This window comes from Rhodococcus sp. SB1D (assembly GCF_048573875.1).
GTDB classification, from domain to species: Bacteria; Actinomycetota; Actinomycetes; order Mycobacteriales; family Mycobacteriaceae; genus Rhodococcus_F; species Rhodococcus_F qingshengii.
The window spans coordinates 251,247-266,887 of record NZ_JBMAIQ010000009.1 but is presented as its reverse complement, the minus strand read 5'-3'; the positions used below and the strand labels follow the sequence as shown (position 1 = coordinate 266,887).

Annotated in this window: 15 protein-coding genes; 7 read left to right on the top strand and 8 right to left on the bottom strand. The window is 62.7% G+C overall.

Annotated features, from left to right (window positions below):
- Positions 1–92: 92 nt before the first annotated feature.
- Entirely contained in the window at positions 93–1,490 is a 1,398-nt protein-coding gene (locus tag ACN50D_RS21030; protein WP_003944405.1) for an FAD-dependent oxidoreductase, read from the top strand.
- Between the two features lie 109 nt (positions 1,491–1,599).
- Positions 1,600–2,439, top strand: a complete 840-nt coding sequence (locus tag ACN50D_RS21025) for an amidohydrolase family protein (RefSeq protein ID WP_223304639.1) — start codon at positions 1,600–1,602, stop codon at positions 2,437–2,439.
- On the opposite strand, the gene ACN50D_RS21020 is transcribed toward ACN50D_RS21025, so the two are convergent.
- The 6 genes from ACN50D_RS21020 to ACN50D_RS20995 form a co-directional block, all read right to left on the bottom strand.
- Complete coding sequence (locus tag ACN50D_RS21020) at positions 2,343–2,825, bottom strand: DUF456 domain-containing protein (RefSeq protein ID WP_007726816.1); 483 nt, start codon at positions 2,823–2,825, stop codon at positions 2,343–2,345. The genes ACN50D_RS21025 and ACN50D_RS21020 overlap by 97 nt on opposite strands.
- Positions 2,822–4,057 (bottom strand): formate-dependent phosphoribosylglycinamide formyltransferase, encoded by a 1,236-nt coding sequence (gene purT, locus ACN50D_RS21015; RefSeq protein ID WP_003944342.1) that lies wholly within the window; start codon positions 4,055–4,057, stop codon positions 2,822–2,824. Before purT ends, ACN50D_RS21020 begins: the two co-directional genes overlap by 4 nt.
- 40 nt (positions 4,058–4,097) lie before the next feature.
- Complete coding sequence (locus ACN50D_RS21010) at positions 4,098–5,603, bottom strand: GGDEF domain-containing protein (RefSeq protein ID WP_231783042.1); 1,506 nt, start codon at positions 5,601–5,603, stop codon at positions 4,098–4,100.
- A 240-nt stretch (positions 5,604–5,843) separates the two neighbouring features.
- The gene (locus ACN50D_RS21005) at positions 5,844–5,990 is read right to left on the bottom strand and encodes a hypothetical protein (protein ID WP_007726811.1); all 147 of its coding nucleotides are present in this window, start codon (positions 5,988–5,990) and stop codon (positions 5,844–5,846) included.
- 362 nt (positions 5,991–6,352) lie between these two features.
- Positions 6,353–6,475 carry a hypothetical protein gene (locus tag ACN50D_RS21000; protein ID WP_019749478.1) on the bottom strand — a complete coding sequence of 41 codons (123 nt, stop codon included), beginning with the start codon at positions 6,473–6,475 and terminating at the stop codon, positions 6,353–6,355.
- A gap of 209 nt (positions 6,476–6,684) precedes the next feature.
- Entirely contained in the window at positions 6,685–6,807 is a 123-nt protein-coding gene (locus ACN50D_RS20995; RefSeq protein WP_003944443.1) for a hypothetical protein, read from the bottom strand.
- Between the two features lie 320 nt (positions 6,808–7,127).
- Between ACN50D_RS20995 and ACN50D_RS20990 the strand changes: the two genes are divergently transcribed.
- The 3 genes from ACN50D_RS20990 (at position 7,128) to ACN50D_RS20980 (ending at position 12,132) form a co-directional block, all read left to right on the top strand.
- Positions 7,128–8,861 (top strand): ABC transporter ATP-binding protein, encoded by a 1,734-nt coding sequence (locus ACN50D_RS20990; protein ID WP_007726810.1) that lies wholly within the window; start codon positions 7,128–7,130, stop codon positions 8,859–8,861.
- On the top strand, positions 8,858–10,924 hold the full coding sequence (locus tag ACN50D_RS20985) for an ABC transporter ATP-binding protein (RefSeq protein ID WP_042924214.1): 2,067 nt from the start codon (positions 8,858–8,860) through the stop codon (positions 10,922–10,924). The genes ACN50D_RS20990 and ACN50D_RS20985 overlap by 4 nt, the downstream gene beginning before the upstream one ends.
- Positions 10,925–11,031: 107 nt before the next feature.
- Positions 11,032–12,132, top strand: a complete 1,101-nt coding sequence (locus ACN50D_RS20980; RefSeq protein ID WP_042924245.1) for a CaiB/BaiF CoA transferase family protein — start codon at positions 11,032–11,034, stop codon at positions 12,130–12,132.
- 60 nt (positions 12,133–12,192) lie between these two features.
- On the opposite strand, the gene ACN50D_RS20975 is transcribed toward ACN50D_RS20980, so the two are convergent.
- Positions 12,193–13,296: a class I SAM-dependent methyltransferase gene (locus tag ACN50D_RS20975; RefSeq protein ID WP_212633979.1), complete on the bottom strand. Its 1,104-nt coding sequence runs from the start codon at positions 13,294–13,296 to the stop codon at positions 12,193–12,195.
- Between the two features lie 47 nt (positions 13,297–13,343).
- Complete coding sequence (locus tag ACN50D_RS20970) at positions 13,344–14,819, bottom strand: PLP-dependent aminotransferase family protein (protein ID WP_003944301.1); 1,476 nt, start codon at positions 14,817–14,819, stop codon at positions 13,344–13,346.
- Between the two features lie 61 nt (positions 14,820–14,880).
- Between ACN50D_RS20970 and ACN50D_RS20965 the strand changes: the two genes are divergently transcribed.
- Both ACN50D_RS20965 and ACN50D_RS20960 read left to right on the top strand, forming a co-directional pair.
- Positions 14,881–15,111, top strand: coding sequence for a hypothetical protein (locus tag ACN50D_RS20965; RefSeq protein ID WP_042924212.1), 231 nt, complete (start codon positions 14,881–14,883; stop codon positions 15,109–15,111).
- A 45-nt stretch (positions 15,112–15,156) separates the two neighbouring features.
- Positions 15,157–15,627 (top strand): 5' nucleotidase, NT5C type, encoded by a 471-nt coding sequence (locus ACN50D_RS20960; protein WP_042924209.1) that lies wholly within the window; start codon positions 15,157–15,159, stop codon positions 15,625–15,627.
- The last annotated feature ends 14 nt before the right edge of the window (positions 15,628–15,641 follow it).

The window sequence follows — 15,641 nt, the reverse complement described above, 5'->3', positions numbered from 1 at the left end:
CGGCCGCAACCGAGGCACTGTGCTTAGGTTCGGCTAAATTGGATACTTGTCGATATGTTGTCCGAACTTCGAAGAAGGTAGCTGTCCTCACGATGACTGACTCCAACCGCCCACTCCGGGTCGCGATCGTCGGCGCCGGCCCCGCCGGCATCTACGCCGCCGACGCCCTCATGAAATCCGACACCGCAGTTTCCGGCCGCGGCGTCAGCATCGACCTCTTCGAGCGCATGCCCGCGCCCTTCGGCCTGATTCGTTACGGCGTCGCGCCTGATCATCCGCGCATCAAGGGCATCATCACCGCCCTGCACAAGGTGCTCGACAAGCCTCAGGTACGCCTGCTCGGCAACATCGACTACGGCACCGACATCACCCTCGACGACCTGCAGTCGTTCTACGACGCGGTCATCTTCTCCACCGGCGCCAACGCCGACCGTGCGCTCGGCATCCCGGGCATCGAACTCGACGGCAGCTACGGCGCGGCCGACTTCGTCTCCTGGTACGACGGCCACCCCGACGTACCGCGTACGTGGCCGCTCGAAGCCGAGAAGGTCGCCGTCCTCGGCGTCGGCAACGTTGCCCTCGACATCGCCCGCGTTCTCGCCAAGACCGGCGACGAACTGCTGCCGACCGAGATCCCCGCCAACGTCTACGAGGGCCTCAAGAACAACAAGGCCGTCGAGGTTCACGTCTTCGGACGCCGCGGCCCGGCCCAGGCCAAGTTCACCCCTCTCGAACTGCGCGAACTCGACCACTCGCCGACCATCGAGGTCATCGTCGACCCCGAGGACATCGACTACGACGAGGGTTCCGAGCAGGCTCGCCGCAACTCCAAGCAGGTCGACATGGTTGCGAATACGCTGCAGGACTGGGCAATTCGCGACGTCGGAGCCCGTCCTCACAAGCTGTTCCTGCACTTCTTCGAATCTCCCACGGAGATCCTCGGTGAAGACGGCAAAGTCGTCGGCCTGCGCACCGAGCGCACTCAGCTCGACGGCACCGGCAACGTCAAGGGCACCGGCACGTACAAGGACTGGGATGTCCAGGCCGTGTACCGCGCCGTCGGTTACCTCTCGCAGAACATCACGCAGTTGCCGTTCGACGACCAGGCCGGCACCGTCCCCAACGACGCCGGACGCGTCGTCGCCGACGACAACGCCGAGGGCGCAGCCCGGTTCATGCCGGCCACCTACGTCACCGGCTGGATCAAGCGCGGCCCCGTCGGCCTCATCGGCCACACCAAGGGTGACGCCAACGAAACCGTCGCGAATCTTCTCGAGGATTCCGTCGACTTCGCGGGCGCCGCGAACCCCGACGAGAACGCCGTCATCGAGTTCCTCGAAGGCAAGCAGGTTCCGTACACGACCTGGCAGGGCTGGTACCGCCTCGACGCGCACGAGCGCAGCCTGGGCGAGCCCGAGGGCCGTGAGCGCATCAAGGTCGTCGAGCGTCACGACATGCTGAAGGCATCCGAGCCCGACCGCGCGAACTGAGTGCGCGGAAGTAACTGAACAGAAGCCCTCCACCGGCCCGACGCGACCCAGGTCACATCGGGCCGGTGGTGTGTGCAGGGACCCAAGGCAACAGGGCAAAATAGACCCCGTGTTTGACGCCCATGTGCATATCATCGACCCGCGCTTCCCGCTGGTCGAGAATCACGGGTACCTGCCTGAGCCCTTCACCGTGGCCGATTACCGGGCCCGGATTGCCTCGCTGAAGGGCCTCAGCGTTGACGGCGGCGCGGTGGTGACCGCGTCGTACCAGGGCAATGACCAGGAATACCTGAAAGCTGCCTTGTCCGAACTCGGCGAAGGCTGGGTGGGCGTCACTGCTTTGCCGCTCGATGCGACGGATGAAGACATCGTTGCCCTGGACGCACTGGGAGTGCGTGCCGTCCGGTTCAACCTGCGCCGCGGCGCCACCGACCTGCGTCTGCTCGCCGATCTCGCCAACCGCGCTTTCGATCTGGTCGGCTGGCACGCCGAGTTCTACGTCGATGCCACGCTGTTGCTGTCGTTGGAACCGGTCTTCGCCAAATTGCCCGCGGTGAGCATCGACCATTTGGGAATGTCCACCCGCGGACTGCCGTATCTCCTCAACCTCGTCGACCGCGGAGTGCGCGTCAAAGCCACCGGGTTCGGCCGCACCACCATCTCCGACGTCAGCGATGTGCTGCGCCAGATCCACGCGGTCAATCCCGCTGCGCTGATGTTCGGCACCGATCTACCCGGTACACGGGCACGTCGAGCGTTCGAGGTCCACGACCTGGACGTGATCGCCGACGCTGTCGGCGACGACCTGCCCGCGGTCATGTGCGACAACGCCCGCTCCTGGTACCGCTGCGCTCAGGTGAACGCAACGGCTCCCAGCCACAGCCCCGCCGCGATCAGCGCTCCGAACAGTTCCACCAGCATGGACAATCCGACTGCCTTCACCGCGTGAAGCGTCGAAGACCAAGCGATGTCGTAACGGCGCAGCCGCGCTAGTTCCGCGAAATACGTTCCGACGATGAATCCGAGGAACAACCCCACGACCGGAATCACGAAGAACCCGATGATGCCGACGACGCCGCCGACCACCACCGACAGGTTGGGCACTCCCCCGGACTTCATCCGCTTGCCCGGCCACGTGTACTTCACGATCCCGGTGACCACCAGTGCCAGCGTGGACAGCGCGAACACCGTCCACGCCGTGGCACCACCGGTCATGATCGCCCACACCAGAATTGCACCGAAAACGAGAAGCGTCCCCGGGAGAATCGGAACGACGACACCGATCAGACCGACCAGGATGACCAGCCCGACGAGGACCTCGGCCGCTGGACTCATCCGACGGGACGCACCTTCGACGCAGCCTCGCGAGCACGGTCGCGTGCAGTAGGCACATCGGCGGCCGTCGACACTGCAACACCCATGCGACGACGCGTGAAGCTCTCCGGCTTGCCGAAGAGCCGCAGGTCCGTCTCGGGAACCGCGAGCGCCTCGGCGACGCCGTCGAATCCGATCCCCTTTGCCTCCACTCCGCCGTAGATCACTGCCGATGCTCCCGGAGACGTGAGCGTCGTGTCGACCGGCAAGCCCAGGATCGCGCGGGCATGCAGTTCGAACTCCGAAAGTCGCTGCGTCCGCAGAGTCACCAATCCGGTGTCGTGCGGCCGTGGGCTCACTTCGGAGAAGAAGACGTCGTCGCCCTTCACGAATAGCTCGACGCCGAAGATGCCTCGCCCGCCCAGAGCCGTGGTCACCTTCTCGGCGACGTCTCGGGCCGAGGCGAGGGCAACCGCGGACATCTGCTGCGGCTGCCACGATTCGATGTAGTCTCCGGCCTCCTGCAGGTGCCCGATCGGTTCGCAGAACGACGTCTCGACCTGACCGCTCTCACCGACGGCTCGAACTGTCAATTGCGTTATCTCGTAATCGAAATCGACAAAGCCTTCGACGATCACCCGGCCGTGATTCACACGACCTCCGGCCATCGCGTAATCCCATGCGGCGTCGAGATCTTCGGCGGATCGAACCGTCGACTGTCCCTTCCCCGACGAGGACATGACTGGCTTGATGACGCACGGGAAACCGATTCGGTCTGTCGCTGCCTGCACTTCGGCAAGCGAGTCCGCGAAAGCGTACGGCGAAGTGGGCAGGCCCAACTCCTCGGCCGCGAGCCGACGGATTCCCTCACGGTTCATCGTGAGCTGGGTGGCTCGGGCGGTCGGAATGACCACCGCACCCCCGCGTTCTTCGACGAGTGCAAGCGCATCCGTCGCGATGGCCTCGATCTCGGGAACCACGAAGTGAGGCTTTTCCAACTCGATGACGGCAAGCAGTGCTTCCGGATCGGTCATGTCGACGGTATGAGCACGATGAGCCACCTGGTGCCCAGGGGCATCGGGATACCGATCCACCGCAATCACTTCGACGCCCAGACGCTGCAGCGCGATGACAACTTCCTTGCCCAACTCGCCTGATCCCAACATCATCACGCGGATGGAGTTCTCGGTCAGTGGGGTTCCGAATCGGAGCGGAAGCGTCGGCAGGGGCGAAGGCGTCGAATCAAGCTGCATGGGTGCGACTATATGCCAATCCCGATGCAGGTCAGCGCGGTTATCGGCCGTCCACCACACCTTCGCGGCCAAATCCTCGCCGGATCGTTCGGGGTAGCGCAGGTTTGCGATAGGTGCGGGTGGCAGTGTCCGGCTCGGAATTCCGTTGCGGCACGGTGTCGTTGCCGACGCGGTGCACTTTCACGAGGTTGCGCCCAGCACGCTTGGCGTCGTACAGAGCCTCGTCTGCGACGCTCATGAGGGTCGACAGCGCCGGCGTCGCATGATCGACCCACGCGACGCCGACGCTGACGGTGCTCGTCACATCTGATTCGGCCGAGTACTCGACTTGCGCGCCGCGGACCGCCTCGGCGACATCGATTGCTCGCGCGTAGCTGCAGTCCGGAAGCAGAACGGCGAACTCCTCGCCGCCGAGCCTTCCGATCAGATCGCCGTCCGACAATCGGTCAGCGGCCCGCTCGGCGAAGTTCGCGAGAACGCTGTCACCGGTCATATGTCCATGCGTGTCGTTGATGCTCTTGAAGTGGTCCAGGTCGAGCATCAGCAGGCCGACCGGAGATTGTGTGCGAGCCGCGTCGGCAAGTTCCGCTTCCGCGTGGCCGAGGAACGCACCACGCGAGAGGACCCCGGTCAGATGGTCGAATTCGACGGCAAGGAAGAGCTCACGCTCGGCAGCACGGCGTTCCTCGGTCGCACAGGCAACCGCTATCGGCCCCAACGCGATCAGTGTGACCGCTATGGATGTGATGACGTCCTCGTTCCACGTCGAGGCGGCTTGATCTCCGATGTCGAGTCGACCGCTACCCGCCATCATGAGTGACCACACCGACCAGACCACTGAAACGAAGGCAGTGCTCGGAACCGAGATGCGAGTGGCACACCAGAGGAGAGCTGGAATCGGCAAGACCAGCGCAATCGGCCCTTCGATACTGAGGGCGATCGGCACGCAGGCTGCAGTGGCGAGTAGCGGAACGCTCAGAGCGGCGACAGTTCTGGCGGTCAGTTTCCTGCGGAACTCGGCAAGGCTCGACGGGATGGTGAGAGTGAGAATGAGAGGAAGGACCAGCAGGTACGCCATGACCTCGGTGGCACCCCAGTGGAAAAACGTGTCAGCAAAGGACTGACCGCGTAAGAGCCGGTCCAAGGCGCCGGCCGTGGCCGCGGTACCAGTCGCCGCCACGAACGAAACGAAGACCATCCATACCAGCGACTGCGAATCGACCAATCGGAACGGTGTGCGCTTCAAGTAGTACAGAACGAGAACACCGAGCGTCACTCCGGCGAGGTTGGCCCCGTTCAGCTGCAGGGCAAGCGACAGCGAGTTGCCCGTAATCAGGTCAGCGCAGACGTATCCGACGGCCGCGGCGATCCACGTCCGCCATTCGATCAGGACCGGCCATCTGACCATCATTCCCAGCAGAATGGCGTTGGCGCACCAGAAAGTCGCGAGCAAACCTGGTGGGCGCGTGAGGATGCCGATCAACGATGCCGCAAGTACGACGGCCAGCACTAGGAGAAGGCGCAGAAAGCGACTCGTCCCTACCATGCGTCACCTCGCGGTCGGCTACCTCTGAATTCGGGAGCACCGGACGTCGCGGTGACCGTATGCCGATGTCGTCGAACCATCGTACGCAGGTGCTGCCACTCGCAGTTCTGTGTTCACATGCCAAAACGGCAGCTGCGACCATCTCCGCAAACGCGAGTGCCCTCCGGCCACGACAGTGGACAGAGGGCACCTGCATGCAATCCGATCGGCAGAGCCGAATGGACCTGCCGGAAGGGATGACTACTCGGCGGATCCGCTGGACAGACCCGAGAGTGAACCGGTGGACGAGCCCTCGCCCTTGCCGGACAGCGATTCGGTGGGAACGGACTTGAGGAAAGCTCCGAGCGCGGTGAGCAGGGGTCCGAGGGTGCTGAGTGATCCGAACATAGGAGGTTCTCCTGTATGTGAGGTGATGTGATGTTCCAGCGCCATTCCGGCCGCAGGCGGTGGCCGAGATGGTTCGGGAACTTCTGCCGCACGGATGGCTGAACCGCCCCCCGAACAACATCCCGAGCTGTGATGTAGCGCACTTACTTGGCGCTGCCTGCATTTATAGACCGGCTTTCCATCCTTGTCTAGCTACCCAATAGCTATCAATGCGGACTTTCGGTTACACCTTTACGGATAATTGCAGTTCAAAGTGCAAATTCACCCTCTAGAATGTCCCATAATGTGATTTAGCTCACAGTGAAAAGTCGAAAGGTGTGACCCGCAGACAACTGCGAGCCACACTTTCGGACAAACTGGACTTACTTATCGGCCGCCGATCCCGTCCCAGGGGTGAGAGAGCCACCACCGAGTGCCGTGAACAGGTCCTTGAGCACCGGAATGAACGTCTTGACGACGCCGCTGAAGTCTTCGAATGAACCCATGTCGGGCCTCCTTTTGTCGGAATGCAGTTGAGATGAAGTGAGGACCGAGAACTACTCGGCGGCCGAACCGGCCGAACCCGAGCCGTCTGCCGATCCCGCGTTCAACTTGGTCACGAATGCAAGAACGCTCTTGAGGAAGGCGTCGAGATTCTGAATCGAGGTCATGCGACTACTCCTGTGTTGTTTCGGAAGATTTCTCGAGGTCGACGTCAGGAGTTCGAGCTCGCGGTGTCCAGCCCCTGAAGGGTTTTGAGCATGTTGACCAGGGGCAGAAGCTGGAGAATGCCCCAGCCCATACCGTTGGCCTTGAGGAGGTTTCCGAGGGATCCCATATGTGACTCCTTGCATGAATATCCATGACGCGGCGCACGTTTTGTTCGCTGCACGTCTTTGTAGCCAAGCTAAATACGTACGTCCAGTTTGTTTCTGTCCAATCGAAAACGTGACACATTGGATGGATATGTAAACCTGCAGTTCAGGTGCTGTGACCTGAATCCAATCTCGAATTCGAGTGTGTTCGAGATCACAGTCAATTAGGACAAAAGGATGCAATCGTCAGAGTCGGTGCCAACCTCGACCGCGATCTGTCATACCGTGTGCGTGTGATCAATCGCGAACGAGCGGCAACCGAGGCAACTCACCGGGAACCGTCGTGCTAGCAAAACTCCTCAAGACGTACCTGCCGCCGTACCGCTGGTTGCTTGCCGGGGTCCTCGCACTGCAACTCTTCGGGGCCATCGCGTCGTTGGTCCTCCCCACACTCAACGCGCGGATCATCGACGACGGCGTCGCCCGAGGCGACACCGGATTCATCATGTCCACCGGCGGGATCATGCTCCTGGTCTCGCTTGCGTCGATCATCGCGTCGGTCGCATCGACCTATCTGGCTGCAAAATCGTCGATGGGCTTCGGCCACGACGTTCGAGGCGCCTTTTACAAGGCAGTCGGCAGTTTCTCGGATCGCGAATTCAACAGTTTCGGTGCGCCGACGCTGATCACACGCAACACCAACGACGTCCTGCAGATCCAGGCCCTGGTCATGCTGACGTCCTCGATGCTCGTCAGCGCCCCGCTTATGTGCATCGGCGGCATCATCATGGCTCTGCGCGAGAACCTGCAGATGTCCTGGCTCCTGACGATTTCGGTGCCACTGCTCGGCATCACCGTCTCGGTCGTGGTGGCCAAGCTGATCCCGCATTTCCGGACGATGCAGACGCGCATCGACAACATCAATCGATCACTGCGCGAACAGCTCACCGGTATGCGTGTCATTCGCGCCTTCGTTCGCGAACCCGACGAGACGATCCGCTTCGACAAGGCCAACAAGGAACTGACCGACACTTCGCTCCTCATCGGCCGGTACCAGGCGGTTCTGCTGCCCACCGTCATGTTGATCGCCAACCTGTCGAGCGTGGCGGTCCTGTGGTTCGGCGCGCATCTGGTCGACACCGGGGACATGCAGATCGGACAGATCAGCGCCTTCCTCGCCTACGTCATGCAGATCCTGATGTCGGTGGTCATGGCGACCATGTTGGCCGTCGTGATCCCCCGCGCCGCCGTGTGCGCCGACCGCATCACCGAAGTACTCGACACCGAGGCGACCGTGCCCGCGCCGGCCCAGCCCCTTCGCCCGACCAGCCCATACGGCGTGGTCGAGTTCGGTGGAGCCGGATTCACGTATCCGGGAGCAGAAACGCCGGTTCTGTCGAATGTTTCGATGCGATGCATGCCAGGCACGGTCACCGCGATCGTGGGCAGTACGGGCAGTGGCAAATCGACCCTCGTCTCACTCATCCCCCGGCTCTTCGACGTCACAGCCGGCGCCGTCCTGGTCGACGGCTTGGACGTCCGTGGCTGGGATCAGGACGAACTCTTCGCCAACTTCGGATACGTGCCCCAGAAGGCCTATCTGTTCGCCGGCACGATCGCGAGCAATATCCGCTACGGAAACCCGACCGCCACCGACGACGACATCTGGGCAGCCCTCACCATCGCCCAGGCAGACGACTTCGTCCGGGAACTCTCCGACGGTCTCGAGTCACCGATCGCGCAGGGCGGCGGCAATCTCTCGGGCGGACAGAAACAACGTCTCGCCATCGCCAGAGCGGTGGTCCGCAGACCCCGGATCTTCGTCTTCGACGATTCGTTCTCCGCTCTCGACATGCATACGGACGCCGCGGTCCGACGCGAACTCCGGACGGTTTCGACTCATTCGACGGTCATCATCGTGGCTCAGCGCGTCGCATCCATCATCGATGCCGACCAGATCATGGTCCTCGAAGACGGTGCGCCGGTCGGCCTCGGCGACCATCAGTTCCTTCTGGCCAACTGTCCGACGTACCAAGAGATCGTGGCTTCCCAGATTCCCGCGGAGATGAGCGCATGACCAGCCCGCAGGACCCGACATGGGGCGGCCCCAACAGCCAGTACTTCGACGATGCCCCGACGGTGGTGTTCGCCAAGATCCCGAGCGAACCTGAATCCGCGGACGGGGATGCGAAGTCGAGTAACCCCGAGACCCCCGACAAAGAGCCGAAGCCCGCGCTGACCGCGACGGACACCAAACCTCGCCACTTCAAGGCGACGATGAAGCGGCTTCTCTCGCTTCTGCAGCCGCACAAGTTTGCGGTCTTCTGTGTCGTCGTTGCGACGATCGCCAGCATCGCGCTGTCGGTCGCAGTGCCGAAAATCCTCGGTCACGCGACAGACCTCATCTTCGCCGGGTTCATCGGCAAGAGCCTGCCCGCCGGACTGACCCGCGAGCAGGCCGCAGACGCCATCCGGGCATCAGGGAATTCGACGTTCGCCGATCTTGTCGCCAACTCGACCGACGTCGTTCCCGGTGTGGGTCTGAACTTCGACGCCATCGGCAAGGTCGTCATGCTCGCGATCGGCGTGTACTTGCTCTCGTCGCTGCTTGCCTGGTTGGAAGCATTCCTCCTCAACATCATCGTCCAGAAGACCATCTACAACCTGCGTGCCTCGGTGGAGGCGAAGCTTCACCGTCTCCCCCTTCCGTATTTCGACAAGACGCCGCGTGGCGAGATCCTCAGCCGCGTCACCAACGACATCGACAACATCTCGTCGACGCTGTCGTCGACGTTGACCTCGCTCCTGACGTCGGTGCTCACCGTCCTCGGCGTCCTGACGATGATGTTCGTCATCTCTCCGATGCTCGCCCTGATCGCACTGATCGCGGTGCCGGTATCGGTGCTCCTCGTTGCCAGGGTCGCCAAGCGAGCACAGGTGTTGTACAAGGCTCAGTGGACCGAGACGGGCAAGATCAACGCGCAGATCGAGGAGAACTACAGCGGTCGCGACCTGGTACGCGTGTACGGGCATCAGGCCGAAGCCGAGCGTGAATTCGCCGAGCAGAACAAGAAGCTCCTCGACGCGTCCTTCGGCGCACAGTTCCTCTCCAGCCTGATCATGCCGGTCATGAACTTCGTCGGAAACATCACCTACGTGCTGCTCGCTGTGGTCGGCGCTCTCAAGGTCGCCAGCGGCAACATGTCACTCGGTGACGTTCAGGCCTTCATCGTCTATTCGCGCCAGTTCAGCCAGCCACTGACGCAGATCGCGTCCATGTCGACGAGCCTGCAGTCCGGAGCCGCGTCGGCGGAGCGGGTCTTCGAGCTTCTCGACGAACCCGAGCAGTCGCCCGACATCGACGTGCCGCTTCTCCCCGAGCCCGCCGGACGTCATCGCAACGTCGGTCACATCGAGTTCGAGAACGTCTCGTTCCGGTACGAGCCGGACAAGCCGTTGATCGAGAACGTGTACCTCACGGCCCGGCCCGGGCAGATGGTCGCCATCGTCGGGCCCACCGGTGCCGGCAAGACCACCTTGGTCAACCTGCTCATGCGCTTCTACGAAGTCGACTCCGGCCGAATCACTCTCGACGACGTCGACATCTCGCAGATGCGCCGCTCCGACTTGCGCAAGCACGTCGGCATGGTTCTGCAGGACACCTGGCTCTTCGGCGGCACGATCCGCGACAACATCGCATACGGCCGACTCGACGCCAGCGAATACGAGATTCACGAAGCCGCACGCGCTGCCTTCGTCGACCGCTTCATCCACACGCTCCCGGACGGTTACGACACCGTGCTGGACGAGGAGGCGTCGAACATCAGCTCCGGCGAGAAGCAGCTCATCACGATTGCCCGAGCATTCCTGTCGGAGCCGTCGCTGCTGATTCTCGACGAGGCGACCAGCTCAGTCGACACACGTACGGAACAGCTTGTGCAGCAAGCAATGTCCGCGTTGCGCGTCGGGCGGACCAGCTTCATCATCGCGCACCGGCTCTCCACCATCCGTAACGCCGATCTGATCGTCGTGATGGAGTCGGGCAAGATCGTCGAGCAGGGCACACACGACGAACTCATCGCAGCGGCGGGCGCGTACTTCCGTCTCTACAACGCTCAGTTCGAGGGTGCCGCCGTCTAGTGATCGGCGCCTCCCTCGGTGGACACAGTGCCCCGGAGCACACCTGATCGATTCGACACGTTACCGTCGGGTCAGAAGTGTTGTCACCGTCTGAATTGGGAGTGCGTGTGTCTGCAGAAGCTGTGGAGAAGAAGGGCCCGCTCGCGGGCATTCGGATCGTGGAATTCGCTGGATTGGGACCGGGCCCGCACGCCGCGACACTGTTGGCGGACATGGGCGCCGACATCGTCATCGTGCAGCGCGCAGGGCAGATTCCGCAAGACTCGAACGCAACCGACCAGATCAAGCGCGGCCGCCGCATCGTCGAGGCCAACCTGAAGGACCCGGCCGACGTCGCGAAAGTGCTCGATCTCCTGGGCCGCGCCGACGTCCTCATAGAGGGTTTCCGCCCCGGCGTCATGGAACGCATGGGACTCGGACCCGACGTGGTCTCGGAGCGCAATCCGCGCCTCGTCTACGCCCGTATGACGGGCTGGGGACAGGAAGGACCGCTCGCCAACGCCGCCGGTCACGACATCAACTACATCTCACTGACCGGTGTCCTCAACGCCATCGGACGCAAGGGTGAACGTCCCGTCCCGCCGCTCAACATGGTCGGCGATTTCGGCGGCGGTTCCATGTTCCTGATCTTCGGCATTCTGTCGGCTCTCGTCGAGCGCTCGACGTCCGGTAAGGGCCAGGTCGTCGACGCGGCAATGGTCGACGGAACCCTCGCGCTCTCCCACATGATGTGGGCATTCCGCGGTCGCGGCGTCTGGTCCGACGAGCGCGGCGTCAATCTCCTCGACACCGGCGCTCCGTTCTACGACACCTACGAGACCTCCGACGGCAAGTACATGGCCGTCGGATCCATCGAACCCCAGTTCTACGCATTGCTGCTCGAGGGCCTCGAACTCGATCCCGCGACGCTCCCTCACCAGATGGACACGTCCAAGTGGGACGACATGAAGAAGCTCTTCACCGAAAAGTTCCTGTCCAAGACTCGCGACGAGTGGGCCAAGATCTTCCTCGGCACCGACGCCTGCGTCTCCCCTGTCCTGACTTTCGCCGAGGCTCCGTCCAACGAACACATCGCGGCTCGCGGTTCGCTCATCGAACTGGACGGCGTCACCCAGCATGCTCCCGCACCGCGCTTCTCGCGCACGCCCACCACGACGCCTGCTGCGCCGGCGCGTGAGGCGACGGATATCGATACGGTCTGGACCTAGGGCCTTCGGCCCCTGTGCGCCTTTTTGGTAGTTACTGCAACCAAAAAGGCGCACGGGGCGTCAGCCCAACCTGTAGAACCTGAACATCTCGTGCTCGATCGGCAGCACGTCCACCCGCTCGAAACCTGCCGCCTTGGCATAGCTTTCGAGTGTCGAGTGCCTCATCACCGTCCCGGTGGCAATGCTTCCCGGATGCGAAAGACTGTCCGGTAAGCAGCAGGTCAGCGAAAATCCGTACAGCAATTGCTCGATCGGACCCGCCTCGGGATCGAACTCATCCGCCGTTCGTTCGTCCATCACGATCACCGGAGCGCCCGGCTGGGCAATCGCCCGAGCCGTGGAAAGAAAACCCACCGGATCCGGAACGTCGTGAAGGCACTCGAAAGCGAAGACGGCGTCGTAGGTCCCGGCATCGGCTCGCCCGGCCTCAGGAGCCTGTCCGGCGACGTCGACCAACGAGAAATGCACGCGGTCGTCCACCCCCCGATCATGAGCGTTACGACGGGCAGCGTTCACCGACGCCGCGTCGACGTCGAAGCCGTGCACTTCGATCTTCGGGTATCCGAGGGCGAGCGCGATCGACGACCAGCCCTCCCCCATCCCGAGATCAGCGACCTGCCCGCCGTCCGAAAGTGTGGCGTGCAGGTCGGTGACTACCGGCAGAAACTGCTGACAGAGCTGATGGAGATACATCGGCCGATTCAGTAGCGCCTGACCCTCGCGAGCATCGGGGCCCATCGATTCCCACGTGACTCCCCCACCGTGACGATAAGCGTCGAGTAGACGTGGCATCGACGACGTCGTCGCGACGAACAGCCTCGCCAGCGGCGCCAGGAAAAGTAGGTTCTCGTCGTCGACCAGAACATCGGCGTGGGCCCGCGGCAGGCTGTACCGGCGATCGGCATCCGAATTGACGTCCACATAACCGGCGACGGCCTGCTGCTCGAGCCACTCCCGCGCATATCTTTCGACGGTCCCTGTCCGGTCCGCCAGCTCCGTCGACGTGAGCGGGCCGTGATCGCTCAGCGCGCGGTACCAGCCCAACCGGTCGCCCAGATACACGGCCTGCAGCTCCGATGCCCCGAGCGTGGCCGCGAACAATCGTTCTGCGAGCGCTTCCGCCGCACTGGTTCCCGCTGCGCCTGTACCGTCTACCGCCGTCATGCCCTACCTCCTGGTTTCACACCACTTTCAGGGTGTGTACCCAGTTCTCAGACGACGACCATTCGTTGGTCTGCCGTGTCGCGATCCGTCGCGAGAGTGTCGTACGCAGCGGCGATGGACGCAACGCCGCGAATGAGGTCCTCGGCAGAACGTGCGTACGGCACGCGGATGAATCGTTCGAACGCACCTTCTACGCCGAAACGGGGGCCGGCGGCAAGGAGTACGCCGAAGTTGGGTGCCACCGCCGCCAACGCCGTCGAGACGGGCGCGGACATTCGCATCCAGACCGACATTCCGCCGGAACCGATGGTGGGACGCCAGTCCGGCAGATGCTCGGCCACCGCACCGAGGAGTACCGCACGCTGTTCTCGCAGAACTTCGCGACGCTGTTCGAGCAACGAGCGGTCGTCGGCGAGCAAGTAGGCGGCTGCCAACTGATCCATGACGGGAGTACCGAGGTCGACCGCGGCACGCGCCCCCACCAACTGGGTGATGAGCGCGGCATCGGCGCGAATCCAACCGACACGTAGCCCGCCCCACAGCGACTTCGCGGTCGAACCGAGCGTCACCACTTCGGTTTTCGCTGCGCCTCGCCCATGTGAGGCGACCGGCGCCGGCGGTGGTGCGTCGAGCCACAGATCCACCATCGTCTCGTCGACGACCAGAGTCATTCGCGTTTCGTGCGCAATCTTCGCAAGCTCGGCGCGGCCGGAAGAGTCCATGCAGAGGCCGGTCGGGTTGTGAAAGTCAGGGATCAGGTATGCCATTCTGGCTGCGGTTTGCCTTGCTGCACTTCGAATCCCGTCGAGATCCCAGGCTCCGGCTGCCGCGAACTCCGGTCGGACCGGAACCGGTACGGGCCGAGCGCCGTTTCGCCGAATCGCTTCCAGCGCATTGGGGTACGTCGGATGATCGACCAGCACTCGCTCGCCGGGTGAGGTGAGCACCGACAGCAACAATCGGAGCGCGTGCTGCGCACCCGAGGTCACCATGATCTGTTCGGCGGTGGTGGGAAGACCCCGCGCCGTGTAGCGCTGCGCGATCACGTCACGCAAGTCGGCGATCCCGACCGGTTCCATCCCGTGTGTGGGAAGGAAGTTCGGAAGTTCCTGCAGCGCAGACGCATACGCCAGTTCGACCTGAGCGGCGGGAGCTGCCATCGCCGCGTAACTGAGGTCGACGACGGGTCCACTCGGCCCGGGTTGATGGGAGCGGAACATCAACCCGTTCGGCCGCGCGCCGGCAGGCAATGCCACGGTGCTTCGCGACCCCTGCCTGCTGATCAGGTACCCCTCGTCTCGCAGCACCGAGTACGACGACGTGATCGTGGTTCGACTGAGTTCGAGTACCGCCGCAAGTTCACGCTCACTCGGCAGTGCGACTCCCAGCGGAACGCGACCGTCGTGCACGAGCAGGCGGATACCGTCGGCAAGCGCACGGTACGCGGGTCTGCGTCCGGACTCTTCCTGCCAGGATCCCAGATCGCGAGCAAGCGAACGGGCACCGAGAACTCGAGTCATCATGCAGTCCAGTATCGACAACTTGGCTATGTAACTCAATACCAGTCGAGTTGATCATATGTCCATGACTACCTTCGCAACCCTGATCGGCATCGGACTCTTCGTGGCACTCGTCTACTTCTTCGCGCCCGCCGAAGGTGAAGGTACATACATTCGTTTGGAGCAGTTTCGCCTGGCAGCACCCCTCGGCGGCATCTTCCACGACAAGACTTCAGACCGCGAGAACGACGCTGTCAGACCCCCGTGCGATTGTGATCAGGGGGAAGAATTCACTGATCTCAGTCCAGTTGGGTAAAACTGGACTCTTTTCGCACTCAGAAAGTCTCCAGAGAGGGTTCCCATGCCGGCTTCCAAAAAGATTCTCTATATCGATCTCGACAACACCTTGGTCAACTTCCAGTCGGGCATCGATCGCCTGACCCACAGCGTCCGAGAGAAGTACCAGAACGACCTCGACGAAGCGCCGCACATCTTCTCTCGCATGGATCCTCTCGACGGCGCTATCGACGCCTACCACCAACTGGCACAGCAGTTCGACACCTACATCCTCTCGACAGCGCCGTGGAAGAACGCCACAGCCTGGCACGACAAGGTTCTGTGGGTCCAAGAGCACCTCGGAATGGAGGAAGGCAGCGTCGCATACAAACGTCTGATCCTCTCGCACCACAAACACCTCAATCGTGGCGACTACCTCGTCGACGACCGCGGAGCAAACGGAGCAGATCGATTCGAGGGCGAGTGGATCAAGTTCGGCAGCACCAAGTTTCCCGACTGGAAGACCGTCACCGCACACTTGTCGAAGCTGGCTTGAAACACGAAATCCCC